17 protein-coding genes are annotated in these 14,184 nt (G+C 66.9%); 7 read left to right on the forward strand and 10 right to left on the reverse strand.

The genetic code is table 11. The features are described 5' to 3' along the window. The first annotated feature begins 50 nt into the window (after positions 1-50). Positions 51-626, forward strand: coding sequence for a hypothetical protein (locus D0Y85_RS04840; RefSeq protein ID WP_140224771.1), 576 nt, complete (start codon positions 51-53; stop codon positions 624-626). 88 nt (positions 627-714) lie between these two features. Further along, a complete protein-coding gene (locus tag D0Y85_RS04845; RefSeq protein WP_117309694.1) occupies positions 715-1,698 on the forward strand; it encodes an aldo/keto reductase in 984 nt (327 codons plus the stop codon). A 129-nt stretch (positions 1,699-1,827) separates the two neighbouring features. On the opposite strand, the gene D0Y85_RS04855 is transcribed toward D0Y85_RS04845, so the two are convergent. Continuing rightward, on the reverse strand, positions 1,828-2,727 hold the full coding sequence (locus D0Y85_RS04855; RefSeq protein ID WP_033830519.1) for a LysR family transcriptional regulator: 900 nt from the start codon (positions 2,725-2,727) through the stop codon (positions 1,828-1,830). A 210-nt stretch (positions 2,728-2,937) separates the two neighbouring features. On the opposite strand from D0Y85_RS04855, the gene D0Y85_RS04860 reads away from it, so the two are divergent. Then, a complete protein-coding gene (locus D0Y85_RS04860; RefSeq protein WP_117309695.1) occupies positions 2,938-3,150 on the forward strand; it encodes a DUF4287 domain-containing protein in 213 nt (70 codons plus the stop codon). 272 nt (positions 3,151-3,422) lie between these two features. Continuing rightward, positions 3,423-4,130: a YitT family protein gene (locus D0Y85_RS04865; protein WP_117309696.1), complete on the forward strand. Its 708-nt coding sequence runs from the start codon at positions 3,423-3,425 to the stop codon at positions 4,128-4,130. Positions 4,131-4,204: 74 nt separating this feature from the next. Here the strand turns inward: D0Y85_RS04865 and D0Y85_RS04870 are convergent, their stop codons facing one another. Beyond that, complete coding sequence (locus D0Y85_RS04870; protein WP_117309697.1) at positions 4,205-4,750, reverse strand: DNA-3-methyladenine glycosylase I; 546 nt, start codon at positions 4,748-4,750, stop codon at positions 4,205-4,207. Positions 4,751-4,933: 183 nt separating this feature from the next. Here D0Y85_RS04870 and D0Y85_RS04875 point away from each other — a divergent pair, with 183 nt between their 5' ends. The 3 genes from D0Y85_RS04875 to D0Y85_RS04885 are packed head-to-tail and all read left to right on the forward strand — an operon-like array spanning position 4,934 to position 6,927. After that, positions 4,934-5,500, forward strand: a complete 567-nt coding sequence (locus D0Y85_RS04875) for a YqgE/AlgH family protein (RefSeq protein WP_025874032.1) — start codon at positions 4,934-4,936, stop codon at positions 5,498-5,500. Continuing rightward, the gene (gene ruvX, locus D0Y85_RS04880) at positions 5,493-5,960 is read left to right on the forward strand and encodes a Holliday junction resolvase RuvX (protein ID WP_025874031.1); all 468 of its coding nucleotides are present in this window, start codon (positions 5,493-5,495) and stop codon (positions 5,958-5,960) included. The genes D0Y85_RS04875 and ruvX overlap by 8 nt, the downstream gene beginning before the upstream one ends. A gap of 16 nt (positions 5,961-5,976) precedes the next feature. Beyond that, complete coding sequence (locus D0Y85_RS04885) at positions 5,977-6,927, forward strand: aspartate carbamoyltransferase catalytic subunit (RefSeq protein ID WP_089239291.1); 951 nt, start codon at positions 5,977-5,979, stop codon at positions 6,925-6,927. Between the two features lie 155 nt (positions 6,928-7,082). Here the strand turns inward: D0Y85_RS04885 and D0Y85_RS04890 are convergent, their stop codons facing one another. The 8 genes from D0Y85_RS04890 to rapZ form a co-directional block, all read right to left on the reverse strand. Beyond that, positions 7,083-7,574 carry a transposase gene (locus D0Y85_RS04890; protein ID WP_117311847.1) on the reverse strand — a complete coding sequence of 164 codons (492 nt, stop codon included), beginning with the start codon at positions 7,572-7,574 and terminating at the stop codon, positions 7,083-7,085. 161 nt (positions 7,575-7,735) lie between these two features. After that, the gene (locus D0Y85_RS04895) at positions 7,736-8,533 is read right to left on the reverse strand and encodes a prolyl oligopeptidase family serine peptidase (protein WP_117309698.1); all 798 of its coding nucleotides are present in this window, start codon (positions 8,531-8,533) and stop codon (positions 7,736-7,738) included. A 70-nt stretch (positions 8,534-8,603) separates the two neighbouring features. Next, a complete protein-coding gene (locus tag D0Y85_RS04900) occupies positions 8,604-8,870 on the reverse strand; it encodes a hypothetical protein (RefSeq protein ID WP_025874027.1) in 267 nt (88 codons plus the stop codon). Between the two features lie 11 nt (positions 8,871-8,881). Further along, positions 8,882-10,243 (reverse strand): magnesium transporter, encoded by a 1,362-nt coding sequence (gene mgtE / locus D0Y85_RS04905; RefSeq protein ID WP_025874026.1) that lies wholly within the window; start codon positions 10,241-10,243, stop codon positions 8,882-8,884. 331 nt (positions 10,244-10,574) lie between these two features. Next, a complete protein-coding gene (ptsP, locus tag D0Y85_RS04910) occupies positions 10,575-12,344 on the reverse strand; it encodes a phosphoenolpyruvate--protein phosphotransferase (protein ID WP_117309699.1) in 1,770 nt (589 codons plus the stop codon). 2 nt (positions 12,345-12,346) lie between these two features. After that, on the reverse strand, positions 12,347-12,616 hold the full coding sequence (locus D0Y85_RS04915; RefSeq protein WP_093817544.1) for an HPr family phosphocarrier protein: 270 nt from the start codon (positions 12,614-12,616) through the stop codon (positions 12,347-12,349). Further along, positions 12,609-13,001 carry a PTS fructose IIA component family protein gene (locus D0Y85_RS04920; RefSeq protein WP_025874023.1) on the reverse strand — a complete coding sequence of 131 codons (393 nt, stop codon included), beginning with the start codon at positions 12,999-13,001 and terminating at the stop codon, positions 12,609-12,611. The genes D0Y85_RS04915 and D0Y85_RS04920 overlap by 8 nt, the downstream gene beginning before the upstream one ends. 285 nt (positions 13,002-13,286) lie before the next feature. Further along, positions 13,287-14,171, reverse strand: a complete 885-nt coding sequence (gene rapZ, locus D0Y85_RS04925; RefSeq protein ID WP_049470083.1) for an RNase adapter RapZ — start codon at positions 14,169-14,171, stop codon at positions 13,287-13,289. Between the last annotated feature and the right edge of the window lie 13 nt (positions 14,172-14,184).

Here is a 14,184-nt window from a genome sequence, read left to right on the forward strand (position 1 = left end):
GGGGGAGCCGGTACCCTGCCGGCGTGACAACATGAGGTTCGCATATGGAAATGCACGATCCGTATCGTGCGCCGGCGGCAACGCCTGCGCGTCCGCCGGTGCTGCCGACTACGCAGGGCAGCTTCGCCACATCCAACCAAGCGGTGTATTACTCGCCGCCGACGATGAAGATCGCCGCGCTGTCGCTGGCCACGCTGGGCCTGTATCCGCTGTACTGGTTCTGGCAGAACTGGCGGGCCATCAAGCGCGAAACCGACGGCAGCCAGTGGCCGTGGGCACGTGCGCTGTTCTCACCGATCTGGGCGTTTTCATGCTTCAGCGATCTGCGTGATATCGCGCAGTCGCGCCGCCGGCAGCTGGCCTTCGCGCCGGGTCTGCTGGGGGCGCTGTTCTTCCTGCTCAATTTCGCCGGCCGGTTGCCCCATGGCGGCGCGCTGCTTTCGTTGTGCACCTTTGTGCCGCTGCTGCCGGTCAACAGCTTGCTGCGGCGCTACCACCTGGACGCGAAGGTGGACATGCGGCGCATGGACCGCTTCGGCGTCTGGCACGTCCTCATGCTGCTGCCTGGTGGCGCGCTGCTGTTGCTGGCGATCGTGGCGATTGTGGCGGGTGAACTGGATTCATGAAATCCAGTCATGACCGACTGCCATCCAGGTCGTTCAATCCGCGGCCCCTGCAGGCGTATCGTCATCGCTCCCCTACTGGAGCACGACGATGCAGACACGTGAACTCGGCCGCAGCGGCCTGAAAGTCTCCGCCTTGGGCCTGGGCTGCATGGGCCTGAGCCATGGCTACGGTCCGCCGGTCGAGCAGGGGCAGGGCATCGCCCTGCTGCATGCGGCGGTCGAGCGCGGCGTGACCTTCTTCGACACCGCCGAAGTCTATGGTCCATATACCAACGAAGACCTGCTCGGCAGGGCACTGGCAGCGCACCGCGACAAGCTGGTGATCGCCACCAAGTTCGGCTTCAAGGACGCACAGGTCGACACCGGCCTGGACAGTCGTCCGCAGAACATCCGTGCGGTGGCAGAAGCCAGCCTCAAGCGCCTGCGCACCGACTACATCGACCTGTTCTACCAGCACCGCGTGGATCCGAACGTGCCGATCGAGGATGTGGCCGGCACCGTGCGTGACCTGATCGCCGAGGGCAAGGTGCGCCACTTCGGCTTGTCCGAAGCCAGCGCCGCCACGGTGCGTCGCGCCCATGCCGTGCAACCGGTGGCCGCAGTGCAGAGCGAGTACTCGCTGTGGTGGCGCGAACCGGAACGCGAACTGCTGCCGGCGCTGCAGGAACTCGGCATCGGCTTCGTGCCGTTCAGCCCGCTCGGGCGCGGCTTCCTGACTGGCGCGATCAACGCCGACACCACCTTCGCCGACAACGATTTCCGCAACACCGTGCCGCGCTTCGAAGTGGAAGCGCGTCGCGCCAATCAAGCGCTGGTTGACCGCATCACCACGATCGCGGCGGCGCGGGGCGCCACCCCGGCACAGGTCGCGCTGGCCTGGCTGCTGGCGCAGGCACCGTGGATCGTGCCGATTCCGGGTACGACCAGGATCCATCGCCTGGAAGAGAACCTTGCCGCCGCCGACCTGCAGCTGTCTCCCGCCGAGCTGGAGCGCATCGCGCAGACGCTGCAGGAGATCGCCATCGTCGGCGAGCGCTACAACGCGCAGCGCGCAGCGCAGGCCAAGGGCTGATCGCAGTGGGTGCGGACTTTCGTCCTGTGCTGGGTGCGGTCTTCCGATCTGTGGTGGGTACGGACTCTCGTCCTGTGGTGGGTGCGGACTCTCGTCCTGTGGTGGGTGCGGACCGTTGGTCCGCACGCCTCACCCCACCATCGGCCCGCGCAGCGCATCAAGCACCGTACGCATCGCCACGGTGACGTGCCGGCGTGACGGGTAATACGCGTAGTAGCCATCGAAGTGCGGGCACCAGTCATCCAGTGTTGATTGCAGGCGGCCTTCCAGCAGGGCCGCCTGCACCTGGTCTTCGGGCAGCCAGGCCAGTCCGCTGCCGGCCAGCGCCGCAGCCCGCGTCATGCCCATGGTGTTGAAGGTCCATTGGCCGGAGACGCGGATGCTCAGCTCGTTGCCATCCTGACCGAAATCCCACGGCATCAGGCCGCCATGGGTGGGCAGGCGCAGGGTGATGCAGTTGTGCGCGGCCAGATCGTGCGGATGCACCGGCGCCACGTGCTGGCGGAAGTACGACGGTGCCCCCACCACGCGCATGCGCAGCGGCGGACTGATCGGCAGCGCCACCATGTCGCGTGCCAGGCGCTCACCGAGACGGATGCCGATGTCGTAGCGCTCGGCGACGATGTCGGCCAGGCCGTAATCGGTGGTCAGCTCGACCTTCAGGTCCGGGTACTGCTGCAGCAGCGGTGCCAGCCTGGGCCAGGCCAGGTATTCGGCGGCGTGGCCGGTGGCGTTGATGCGGATGGTGCCTGCGGGGCGCTCGCGGTACTCGGCCAGCGCGGCCAGTTCGTCTTCGATCTCGGCCAGGCGCGGGGCCAGGGTTTCCAGCAGGCGGGCACCGGCCTCGGTGGTGGCGACGCTGCGGGTGGTGCGGGTCAGCAGGCGCACGCCCAGTCGTTCTTCCAGCCCGCGCATGGCGTGGCTGAGGGCGGATTGGGAGACGCCCAGCTGGGCAGCGGCCTTGGTGAAGCTGCCTTCGCGGGCAACGTGGACGAAGGCTTGCAGGTCGTTGAGGTTTTCACGCGGCATGAGGGGATGATACGGCCGGGCTGCGCCCGGCGCCCGCTGTCGACAGGTTCCCGCGGCGGTTGGTAGGTGTCGACCTTGGTCGACACGTAGATCCACGCCATGCGTGGATGCGTGCCCGGTGCTGCCGGTGCTGGTCGGTTAAAGCGCTATGTCGATTTGTGGTTCCGTGCTTCGTCGATCGGGTACTTTCCAAAGTAAAGGGAGCAGCACATGAGCACCGACAGCAAACCCAAGGGCCCGGCGTCCTATTTTCCTTCCATCGAAAAGACCTACGGGCAGCCGGTGGCGCATTGGCTGGGGCTGCTGGCCAAACGGCCGGGGCTGAAGCACATGGAGCTGGTCAGCTTCCTGAAATCCGAGCACGGGCTGGGCCATGGCCATGCAAACGCCCTGGTCGCCCACCACCTGGCCAGCCAGCGCTGAATCCGCCGCCCCACCGAGCGCAGCGACCCGCTTCTGCTCTTCTTTTCTCTTTACGTGGCTGGACGCGCACGGAACCTGTCCGGGGCCGGACGTACTTGCAGCGCCCCCTGCACAGCCCACCCGCCCGGCCCACTGCCAGATTCGGAGGCAGCATGCCGCCCAGCCACGAGGGGCTGCGCCGTTCGCCGGCATCCCCAACTGAACGATTTCATCTGCAACTGTCATGCAGATCGTGTCTAATACCGCTCCCCACCCGCAGTGCCCCCACCTGTATGTCCCTCCAATCCCATGGCCCGGCGCCGTGCGACGACGCTGACGGCCACCTGGTCACCGCTGGCCCGCTGACCCCGCCGCCCGATGTTGCCGGCACCCCCGCCGATGAGAAGGCGCTGCGCCACTCGGTCGCCGAGGACGTGCAGGGCATGGTGCTGGCCATGCTCGTGGCTTCACTGGGCCTGGCGATCTTCGCCAAGGGCGGGCTGATGATCGGCGGCATGGCCGGCATGGCCTTCCTGCTGCACTATTCGCTGGGCTGGAACTTCGGCCTGGTGTTCGTGCTGGTCAACCTGCCGTTCTACTGGGTGGCCGTGCGCCGCATGGGCTGGGAATTCACCCTGAAGACGTTCGCAGCGGTCACTGCCTGCGGCCTGCTCACCGACATCCTGCCGCGCTGGGCGGACTTTTCGCATATTGCGCCGCTGTACTCGGCGCTGGTCGGTGGCGCGCTGTCCGGCCTGGGCATCCTGTTCTTCATCCGCCACCGCGCCAGCCTCGGCGGCATCGGCATCCTGGCGGTGTACCTGCAGCGCACCCGCGGCTGGAGCGCTGGCAAGGTGCAGATGTCCTTCGATGCGTGCCTGATGGTGGCCGCGTTCTTCGTGCTGTCGCCGTCGAAGGTGATGTACTCGGCCATCGGTGCGGTGGTGCTCAGCCTGGTCCTGATGTTCAACCACCGCCCGGGCCGCTACATGGGCGTCTGATTCCGCATTCGGCGGATCGCCCGCCCAGGTGCCACGCGCGCCGGTAGCGCCGGGCGATGCCCGGCGGATGCGCATCAGCCGCGCGCTGCCTGCACCCACGGCGGTGCCAGCTTCAGCAGCGTTGCATGCACCGGGCAGTCCTCGGCATGCGCGCCCGGCAGGTAGCCCAGGCTCATCAGGAACTCGCCGGTGATCTCGCCACCGGTGAAGCGGAAGGTTTTCTTGAACAGTTTCACCCAGTCGGCCTTGCTGCGCGGATGGTGTGCGTCCAGCCAGCCGGCGAAGCTGCCGTGGCTCTGTCGCAGCTGCTGGATCACCTGCGCGTTGTGGATCGCCGCCAGCACCTTCAAGCGGTTGCGGATGATGCCCGGGTCCGACAGCAGGCGCTCGATGTCCTGCTCGGCGTAGGCCGCCACCCGATCGACGTCGAAACCGTCATACGCCGCGCGGAACCCCTCGCGCTTCTTCAGGATGGTTTCCCAGCTCAGGCCGGCCTGGTTGATCTCCAGCAGCAGGCGCTCGAACAGTTCACGCTCATCGCGCTGCGGGAAGCCATATTCGTTGGCATGGTAGTGCTCGTGCACCGGATGGCCCGGGGCAATGCGGCAGTATCCGCTCATTTTCTCTCTTTCATCCTGCCGTTGGTGCGGGAGTGGGGGAAGTCGGCCGGCGTGTCACCCAGCGCTGCGGGTGGACAAGGGCATCGGCACGTCCTCCTGCTTCGCTTCATCGTCCATCCAAGCAGCCCATCCTAGCCCATCCCTTCGCGCCCGCATCCGGTCGCAGCGGTTAGAATGGCGCCCATGCCAGTAACGCCGACTTCCCTCGCCAATCACCTGCTCGTGGCGCTGCCGTCGCTGATCGACGCCACCTTCGCCCGCACCGTCGCGCTGATCTGCCAGCACGACGAGAACGGGGCAATGGGGGTGCTGGTCAACCAGCCGTCCGAGTACACCCTGGGCGAAGTGCTTGCGCAGATGGATATCGCGACCGGCGACGGCGTCCTGCAGGCGCGTCCGGTGCTCAATGGCGGGCCGGTGCATCCCGAGCGTGGCTTCGTCATCCATGACGACGCGCGCGCGTGGGATTCCAGCCTCGTCGTCGGTGACGGCCTGTACCTGACCACCTCGCGTGACATCCTCGAGGCGATGGCGCGTGGCGAAGGCCCGGCCAATGCCGTGGTCACCCTGGGCTGCGCGGGGTGGAGTGCCGGCCAGCTGGAAAGCGAACTGTCCGAAAACAGCTGGCTGACCGTGCCGGCCGATGCCGAACTGGTGTTCCAGCTGCCGCTGGAACAGCGCTGGCAGGGCGCCGCGTCGCGCATTGGCGTCGATCTGTTCCGGCTGACCGATTACAGCGGCCATGTCTGAGCCGGCCCTCATCCGCCGCGATGGCACCGTACTCGGTTTCGATGTCGGCTCGCGCCGGATCGGCGTGGCGATCGGCAGTGCCTTCGCCGCGCATGCACGCGCGGTGGCCGTGGTCGATGTGCACGGCAATGGCCCCGACTGGGCGGCGATCGAACGCCTGCTCAAGGAATGGAAGCCCGATGGCCTGGTGGTCGGCGATCCGCTGACCCTGGACGGCCAGGACCAGCCCAACCGCAAGCGCGCGCAGGGCTTTGCCCGCCAGCTGCGGGAACGTTTCAAGCTGCCGGTGGTGATGATCGACGAGCGTTCCAGCTCGGTCGAGGCCGCCCGCCGCTTCGCCGTCGAGCGCGCCGAAGGGCGCAAGCGTCGCCGCGACGCGGCTGCGCTCGATGCCGTGGCTGCGGCGGTGATCATCGACCGCTGGTTGTCGTCGCCGGACGACGCCATTCCCATTCCCTGACGATACGAACCCCGCCATGACCGCCCAGCAACTCGATGACTCCGGCCGCCTGCGCCACCTGTTGACGCTTGAAGGTCTTCCCCGCGACACCCTGGTGCAACTGCTCGACCGCGCGGGCCAGATCCGCGACGCCGCGGTCGGCCGTGTCGGCAACAAGCGCCACGTGCTGGGCGGATCGGCGGTGTGCACGTTGTTCTTCGAACCCTCCACCCGTACCCGTAGCTCGTTCCATCTGGCGGCGCAGCGGTTGGGCGCGGACGTGCTGAACTTCGACGCTTCAACATCGTCCACGCGCAAGGGCGAAACCGCCTGCGACACGCTGAAGAACCTGGAAGCGATGGGCGTGCGTGGTTTCGTGGTGCGCCACCCCGATGACGGCGCCGTGGCGGCACTGGCTGCCGTGGCGGGCGAGGGCACCGCGCTGGTCAATGCCGGCGACGGCCGCAGCTCGCACCCGACCCAGGGCCTGCTGGACATGCTGACCCTGCGCCAGGCCAAGGGCCCGGACTTCTCGAAGATGAAGGTGGTGATCGTCGGTGACGTCAAGCACTCGCGCGTGGCCCGCACCGACCTGCATGCCCTGCGCACGCTGGGCGTGGGCGAGATCCGCGTATGCGGTCCGCAGTCGCTGCTGCCCGACGACGACACCCTCAAGGGCTGCGTGGTCGGTGATGATTTCGACGCGATGCTGGAAGGTGTCGACGCGCTGATGATGCTGCGCCTGCAGCGCGAGCGCATGGAAGAAGGCCTGGTGCCCTCGCTGGAGCAGTACCACGCACAGTACGGCCTGAACACCGCACGCCTGGCCCGCGCCGGCAAGGATGCCGCCGTGCTGCACCCGGGCCCGATCAACCGCGGCGTGGAAGTGACCGATGACGTGGCCGACGGCCCGCAGTCGTGGGTGCTGCGCCAGGTCGCCAACGGCGTCGCCGTACGCATGGCCGTGCTGGAAACCCTGCTGGGTTGATTGCCTCCGATTGCTGCGTTGGTAGATGCCAACCTTGGTTGGCACGAGCGCTGCGTTGGTAGATGCCAACCTGGGTTGGCACGAGCGCTGCTTTGGTAGATGCCAACCTGGGTTGGTACGTGCACTGCTTTGGTAGATGCCAACCTGGGTTGGCACTATCCGTCCGTGCTGAATGCCTCTGGTCGATCACCCAAAGCCTCGAGCTCCCACTCGCACCATGCGTGCCGATACTGCCCCAACTGCGTCGTCAGACCCGCCCTGATCGGATTGCCCATCAGGTACATCGCATGCCGGTACAACGATTCGTCCGAGCGGATCGCATGGTCGTGGTAGTAGGCCTGCCAGAAACGCCCGACCCTTCCCAACAACCGGTTTGCCTGCTGCGCCGTGCGCGATTTGAAGCGCTTCATGACGGTTTCCAATGTTCCCGCACGCAGTTCGAGCAGCCAATGGATGTGATCGGGCATGACCACGTAGGCGATCGAGCGGGTGAAGCCTTCCTGATCCAGCCTCTGGAATTCCTGGATTGCCAGGGCTGCGGCAGCGTCGTTGGCGAACAGGGGCGCGCGGCGATCCACGTCGGTAGTCAGGATGTAGCTGAGGCCGATGCTGGAGCGACGGCCGAGCAGGAGGCGGACGTTTTGCATGGCGCAAGCTTGGGCGGACCTGCTTGCGACGGACATCGGGGAATGGCTTGATCTTGGGTAGGCGAGTGCCAACCAAGGTTGGCCTCTACCAGAATGGGCCAACCAAGGTTGGCCTCTACTGGAATGGGCCAACCAAGGTTGGCCTCTACCGGAGCAAGCGTTCAGCGCTTCTGGGCGAACAGCCACGCCCACATCGCTGCGTCGGCGTAGGTGGCATCCCAGGCGTTGTGGTTGCCCTCGGGGTATTCGGTATAGCGCACGTCACGCGCACCTGCGGTCTGGAAGGCGGCCTGCAGCCGGCGATCATCATCCGGTGGCACCACATCATCCAGCGCGCCGTGGAAGATCCAGACCGGGGTGCGCTGCAACCGTTGCGCGATCACCGCATAGGGATCCGCTTCGTTGGCCACCTGTTCCACGAACAGGGTAGGGCGTACCGCACGTGGCGCCAGCACCGCACCGCAGACCGGCACGATCGCGGCAAAGCGCTTCGGATCGTCCAGCGCGATGTTCCAGCTGCCATAGCCGCCCATCGACATTCCGGTCAGGTACTGCCTTGCCGGGTCAGCGTCGAATTCGGCAATCGTGGCATCCAGTGCCGCGATCGCCACCCGGTTGTTGCGGCCGCTCCATTCCCCGTCGCCGGGAACCTGCGGAAACACCGCCAGCGCGGGGAAGTCGGCCGCGTGCCGACGCAGGTACGGGCCCAGGCCTGCGTGGGTCTGCTTCACGCCATCGCCGCCGCGCTCGCCGGAGCCGTGCAGGAACAGCACCACCGGCAGCGGACCAGCCGCGCGCGCGGCAGCGGCCGGGATGAACACCTGGTAGTAGGCGGTGTCGCCGTCCACCTTCACCGCGCGTGCCTCGAAGTGGCCGCGCGCACCGGGCGGCGTACTGGCACACCCGGTCAACATCAGCAGGGCCAGCAGCGGCAGCCAGCGCAGAAGCAATCGAAGCATGGCGGTTCCCATGAGGGCGATGTCGCCCCGATGGTAGTGCGCCGCGACCGGCCCGGCATCGTGCGCCGCATCACTGCGGGCGCGGGAAGCTGGCGATGATCTCCAGCTGCTCCTGTGCTTCGGCATTGCCGCCTGCGGCCGCGGCCTGCACCTGCGCCATGTCCGGGTGCAGCACCACCAGCAATGGGTTCTCGCACACCGGGCACACATACTCGGTGGCGTCCTCGTCCAGTTCCATCACCATTGCCCGCGAACTGCCTTTCCACTCGCAGGCGGCACAGGTGTGCAGCTGGTCGCGCCAACCCGGCGCAAAGTAGTTTTCGATCGTCGTTGCCATGGCAGTTCCAGTCAGTGCAGCAGGACCATGGTGGCCAGGCCGAGGAAGGTGAAGAAGCCCATCGAGTCGGTCACCGCTGTCAGGAAGATGCCGCTGGCCAGCGCCGGATCGAAGCCGAAGCGCTTCAGGCCCAGGGGCACCAGTACGCCGGCAAGCGCCGCGAACAACAGGTTGCAGGTCAACGCGATGGCGATCACGGCCGAGAGCCCGGGCGAATGGAACCAGGCGAGCACGATCAGGCCCAGCACCGAACCGAGCACCACGCCATTGAGCAGGGCCACCCGCACTTCCTTCCACAGCAGCGTGCGTGCGTTGGAACTGCCGACCTGGCCCAGTGCCAGGCCGCGCACCATCAGCGCCAGCACCTGGGTGCCGGCGTTGCCGCCGAGGCCGGCGACGATCGGCATCAACACCGCCAGGGCGACCAGCTTGTCGATGGTGCCCTCGAAGTGGCCGACCACGCTGGAGGCCAGGAACGCCGTGCACAGATTCACCGACAGCCACATCAAGCGGCGGCGCATCGCGCGCCAGACCGGGCTGAACAGATCTTCATCCTCGTCCAGGCCGGCGGCGCCCAGCGCCTGGTGCTCGGCCTGGCCACGGATGATGTCGACCACGTCATCGATGGTGATGCGGCCGATCAGGATGTTGTTGTCATCCACCACCGGCGCGGAGATCCAGTCATGGTCGGAGAACTGCCGCGCCACTTCCTGGTCGCTTTCGCCGACATCGATGGCAGGTTGCTCATCGTCGATCAGGCGGTTGATCGGGGTGGTGTCTTCGTGGGTCACCAGCGAGGCCAGCGACACCCGGCCCAGGTACTGGTGGCGGCGGCTGACCACGAACAGGTGATCGGTGTGGTCGGGCAGTTCGCCGCGCAGGCGCAGGTAGCGCAGCACCACATCGACGTTGACGTCGGCGCGTACCGTCACCACGTCCGGGTTCATCAGGCGGCCGGCGCTGTCCTCGGGGTAGGACAGCACCTGCTCCAGGCGCTCGCGGTTCTCGCGGTCCATCGACTTGAGGACTTCGTCGATGACCGTGTCCGGCAGGTCTTCAACCAGGTCGGCCAGATCGTCGATGTCGAGGTCTTCGACCGCGGCGATGATTTCGTCCGGGTCCATGTCCGCGAGCAGGCTTTCGCGCACGTCGTCGCCGACGTGGACCAGTACCTCGCCGTCATCTTCCGGATCGACCAGGCCCCAGACGATCTCGCGTTTGCCCGGTGGCAGCGATTCGAGCAGGTTGCCGATCTCGGCCGGCGCCAGGGTATTGACCAGACGGCGTACCGGGCCCAGCCGACCGCTGTCCAGTGCATCGGACAGCATCCGCAGTTGGCGCGCAGTCTTGTCGTGGCGTACGGCCTCAGCCATCGCAGCTCCCGCGGGATAAGAAAAGCCGCGATCCTGGCAAGGATGCGGCAACAGGGGTGTTCAGCGCGTCATTATCGCAAGGGGATGTTTCAGCGCATACCCCGCCGGCCACAGGCCACTGGGGTCCACGCATGCCACCGTATCCCCGCCTGCCGGCGCGCTCCTTGAACAACAAGGGGCTGCTGCTCCAGATCGAATCCGCCGGGCATGGCCCGGCGCTACCAAAGGTGACACGCGGCGGTATCGAATCCGCCGGGCATGGCCCGGCGCTACCAAAGGTGACACGCGGCGGTAGCGCCGGGCCGTGCCCGGCGAGCGCGTAGCGCGGGGGTCAGGACGCGTCCGCCACAAGCGCCAGCCAGCGCTCGATGCCGCGGCGGTCACGCATGCCCAGCAGCTTCGGTGCGCGGGCACGCAGGGCCCCCAGATCGGCGTCACGGACGGCCCGGCGTACTTCCAGCAGGGTGCCCGGGTGCAGGCTGAACTCGGTCAGGCCCAGTGCCAGCAGCAGCGGGGTCATCCGTGCGTCGCCCGCGATTTCGCCACATACCGCCACCGGGATGCGATGGCGTGCGCCGGTCTCGATCACCATCTGCAGCAGGCGCAGCACGGCCGGATGCAGCGGCGAATACAGTTCGCCCAGTGCTTCGTTGTTGCGGTCGGCGGCCAGCAGGTACTGCACCAGATCGTTGGTGCCGATCGACAGGAAGTCGACCAGGTCGATGAAGCTCTCCAGCGCCAGCGCGGCGGCGGGTACTTCGATCATCGCGCCCAGTGGCACGTGCTCGGCCACCATGTGGCCCTCGGCGCGCAGTTGCTCGCCCAGTTTCAGCATGCGCCGGCGTACCGCCAGCAGTTCGTCACGGGTGCTGACCATGGGCACCAGCACGCGCAGCTTGCCGTAGGCCGAGGCGCGCAGGATCGCGCGCATCTGGGTATCGGCCACCTTGGGCCGGGCCAGCGACAGGCGCACGCCGCGCAGGCCCAGCGCCGGGTTTTCCTCGTTGCTCAGGGTCAGGCCGGTGCGGTCTGCCTTGTCGGCGCCCAGGTCGAGGGTGCGGATGGTCACCGGGCGGCCACTCATGCCCAGCGCCGCATCGCGGTAGGTCTGGAACTGTTCTTCTTCGTCCGGCAGCTCGTTGCGCTGCAGGAACAGGAATTCGGTGCGGTACAGGCCCAGGCCGTGGGCGCCCAGCGCATGGGCCTGGGTCACATCTTCCAGCGATTCGGCGTTGGCCAGCAGGGCGATGTCGACCTGGTCGCGGGTACGGCTGGGCTTGCTGCGCAGGCGGCCAAGCTCGCGCTGCTCGCGTGCGTGCTCCTTCAGGCGCGCGCGGTAATCACGCAGGTTGTCAGCCTGCGGATTGACGGTGATGCTGCCGTCGGCGCCATCGATGATCAGCACGTCGCCGTCGATCACCTTGTTCAGCAGCTGCGGCACGCTGACGATCAACGGCAGGTGCAGGCTGCGGGCGAGGATCGCACTGTGCGAAAGCGCGCTGCCAGCGCTGGTGACGATGCCGACCACACCGTGCGACTGCAGCTGGGCCAGCTCGGAAGGGGCGATGTTGTCGCAGACCAGGATTTCGCCGGCCAGGCCCTTCATCGCTGCGGGCCGCTCGGGCTGCAGGAAGGCATGGATGCGCCCGATCACATGGTCGAGGTCGTCCATGCGGCTCTTCAGGTAGGCATCGTCCATGCCGTCGAAGACTTTGGCCAGGCGGTCGCGCTGCAGGCGCAGCGCGTAGCCGGCGCTGTAGGGGCCACTGCGGATCAGTTCGTCCAGGCCGAACAGCAGTTCGGGATCATCCAGCAGCAGCGCATGCAGGTCGAGGAACTCGCCGACCTCCTGGTTCAGCGCGCCATGCAGGCGCTGGCGCAGGTCGTGCATTTCCGTGCGCGCCGCGTCGACTGCGTGGTGCAGGCGCGCCAGCTCGGATTCAACATGGGAGGGGGCGACGCGCTGTTCGGCTACTTCCAGTGCATGCGGCAGGCGCACGCGGGCGCGGCCCATTGCCGTGCCGCGGGCGGCGCCGTGACCGGCCAGCAGCTGTACCGGCCGTTGGCCGGTGGGGGCCTGGCCGGCGCGCGCGCGCGGCACGCTCAGTTGTCCTCGTCGAAGCGGCGCTCGAACAGGTCGACCACCGCGTCCATCGCGGCGGCTTCGTCCTCGCCGTTGATGCGGATGGTGACCGGCGTGCCTTGCCCGGCCGCCAGCAGCATCACGCCCATGATGCTCTTGGCGTTGATCTCACGGCCCTTGGCGGCCATGGTCACGTTGCAGCGGAACGGCGCCAGGGTCTGCACCAGCTTGGCGGTGGCCCGGGCATGCAGGCCCAGGCGGTTGCTCACAGTGAGTTCTCGTTCAAGCATCGTCGACTATCGCTCCATTACGGGTGCCCGCCGCCGCAGTGGCGGGCAGTTGATCCAGTCCCTGTTCCGGATAATTCATCACCCGCAGCAACATCGGCAGACTCAGCGCCGACACCCGGCGAACCGGGGTCCCCAACCGGGCCAGCTGCCCGGCAAGGTTGGCAGGGCTGGCGCCGTACAGGTCGGTCAGGATCAGCACGCCATCGCCCCCATCGACCCGCCGCAGAGCGGCCGAGGCGAGCGGGAGCAGAGCATCCAGGTCTGCGTCGAACGGTACTTCGAAAGCTTCGGTCTTCAGCGGCAACTGCCGCAGAAGCCGGGTCGCCACGTCGAGCAGGGCGATCCCGACCCCAGGATGTGTTACGAGGAGAATGCCACAGGTCATTACTGCACGTTAACAGGTCAAGGTGAATTGGCGATAGCAGCAGGAGAGGGGCACTGTGTCCCGTATTCAGCGTTGCTCGGGTCAGGGCCCTTTTTTGTTGAAAAAGGATCCGACCCGACCCCTGTTTGTCTATTCATCCACGCATGGCGTGGATCTACCGTGTCGACCAAGGTCGACACCCACCAACAGCCAAACGACGATGCGTCGCCGTCCCACGTAATCCGGCTCTTGCCGTTGACGTTGCCGTGGTTTCTGCAGGTGCCGGGCGCAGCCCGGCCGACCCTGTCAATCCTGTTCGCGGTGGTACGTCGCCACGTCTTCCCAGCCCATCTCACGCGCATGGCGGGCCAGGCGTTCGGCCAGGAACACCGAGCGGTGCTTGCCGCCGGTGCAACCGAAGGCCACCGTCACATAGCTGCGGGTGCCATCGCCCAGCTTGGGCAGCCAGGTATCCAGGAAATCCATCAGCTGCGCCAGGTAGCGCTGCACATCCGGCTGCGCTTCCAGGTAGTCGCGCACGCCGGGTTCGCGGCCGCTCAACGCACGCAGTTCCGGATCCCAATGCGGGTTGGGCAGCACGCGCGCGTCGAACACGAAGTCGGCCTCGGCCGGCACGCCACGCTTGTAGGCGAACGATTCGAACAGCAGCGACAGGCGGCTGGCATGGCCCATCGCAAATTCAGTGATGATCCGGCGCCGCAGCTGGTGCACGTTCAACGCACTGGTATCAATCACCGCATCGGCTTCGCGGCGCAGCGGCGCGATCAGCTCGCGCTCACGCGCAATCGCTTCCGGCAGCGACAGGCCCAGCTGGCTCAGCGGGTGCCGGCGGCGGGTGTCGGCGTAGCGCTTGAGCACCGTTTCATCGCTGGCCTCGAAAAACAGCACCTTGGCGTCGACGCCGGCATCGGTGGCCAGCTGCCGCCAGCTGGACAACTGGGTCAGGTCGCTCTGCCCACGCACGTCGATGCCCACCGCCAGCCGGCGCGCTGATGCACCGTCGTGATGACTCAGCACATTGCGCACGAAATCCGGCAGCAGCTGGATCGGCAGGTTGTCCGAACAGTAGTAGTCCTGGTCCTCGAAGGTCTTCAGGGCGACGGATTTACCCGAGCCGGACAGGCCACTGACGATGATCAGGGTCGGGGCGGTGGGAATGACGGTGCTCATGGACGGGCTCTTC

This window comes from Stenotrophomonas sp. G4 (assembly GCF_003428825.1).
Classification (GTDB): domain Bacteria; phylum Pseudomonadota; class Gammaproteobacteria; order Xanthomonadales; family Xanthomonadaceae; genus Stenotrophomonas; species Stenotrophomonas indicatrix.

Bases quoted from the DNA above. Each gene is read 5' to 3' on its own strand.
- D0Y85_RS04855 (WP_033830519.1), bottom strand. From the start codon at position 2,727: ATGCCGCGTGAAAACCTCAACGACCTGCAAGCCTTCGTCCACGTTGCC.
- D0Y85_RS04860 (WP_117309695.1), top strand. From the start codon at position 2,938: ATGAGCACCGACAGCAAACCCAAGGGCCCGGCGTCCTATTTTCCTTCC.
- D0Y85_RS04870 (WP_117309697.1), bottom strand. From the start codon at position 4,750: ATGAGCGGATACTGCCGCATTGCCCCGGGCCATCCGGTGCACGAGCAC.
- D0Y85_RS04920 (WP_025874023.1), bottom strand. From the start codon at position 13,001: ATGACCTGTGGCATTCTCCTCGTAACACATCCTGGGGTCGGGATCGCC.
- rapZ (WP_049470083.1), bottom strand. From the start codon at position 14,171: ATGAGCACCGTCATTCCCACCGCCCCGACCCTGATCATCGTCAGTGGC.
- D0Y85_RS04895 (WP_117309698.1), bottom strand. From the start codon at position 8,533: ATGCTTCGATTGCTTCTGCGCTGGCTGCCGCTGCTGGCCCTGCTGATG.
- D0Y85_RS04840 (WP_140224771.1), top strand. From the start codon at position 51: ATGCACGATCCGTATCGTGCGCCGGCGGCAACGCCTGCGCGTCCGCCG.
- D0Y85_RS04900 (WP_025874027.1), bottom strand. From the start codon at position 8,870: ATGGCAACGACGATCGAAAACTACTTTGCGCCGGGTTGGCGCGACCAG.
- D0Y85_RS04915 (WP_093817544.1), bottom strand. From the start codon at position 12,616: ATGCTTGAACGAGAACTCACTGTGAGCAACCGCCTGGGCCTGCATGCC.
- D0Y85_RS04865 (WP_117309696.1), top strand. From the start codon at position 3,423: ATGTCCCTCCAATCCCATGGCCCGGCGCCGTGCGACGACGCTGACGGC.
- D0Y85_RS04890 (WP_117311847.1), bottom strand. From the start codon at position 7,574: ATGCAAAACGTCCGCCTCCTGCTCGGCCGTCGCTCCAGCATCGGCCTC.
- ruvX (WP_025874031.1), top strand. From the start codon at position 5,493: ATGTCTGAGCCGGCCCTCATCCGCCGCGATGGCACCGTACTCGGTTTC.
- D0Y85_RS04845 (WP_117309694.1), top strand. From the start codon at position 715: ATGCAGACACGTGAACTCGGCCGCAGCGGCCTGAAAGTCTCCGCCTTG.
- D0Y85_RS04885 (WP_089239291.1), top strand. From the start codon at position 5,977: ATGACCGCCCAGCAACTCGATGACTCCGGCCGCCTGCGCCACCTGTTG.
- D0Y85_RS04875 (WP_025874032.1), top strand. From the start codon at position 4,934: ATGCCAGTAACGCCGACTTCCCTCGCCAATCACCTGCTCGTGGCGCTG.
- mgtE (WP_025874026.1), bottom strand. From the start codon at position 10,243: ATGGCTGAGGCCGTACGCCACGACAAGACTGCGCGCCAACTGCGGATG.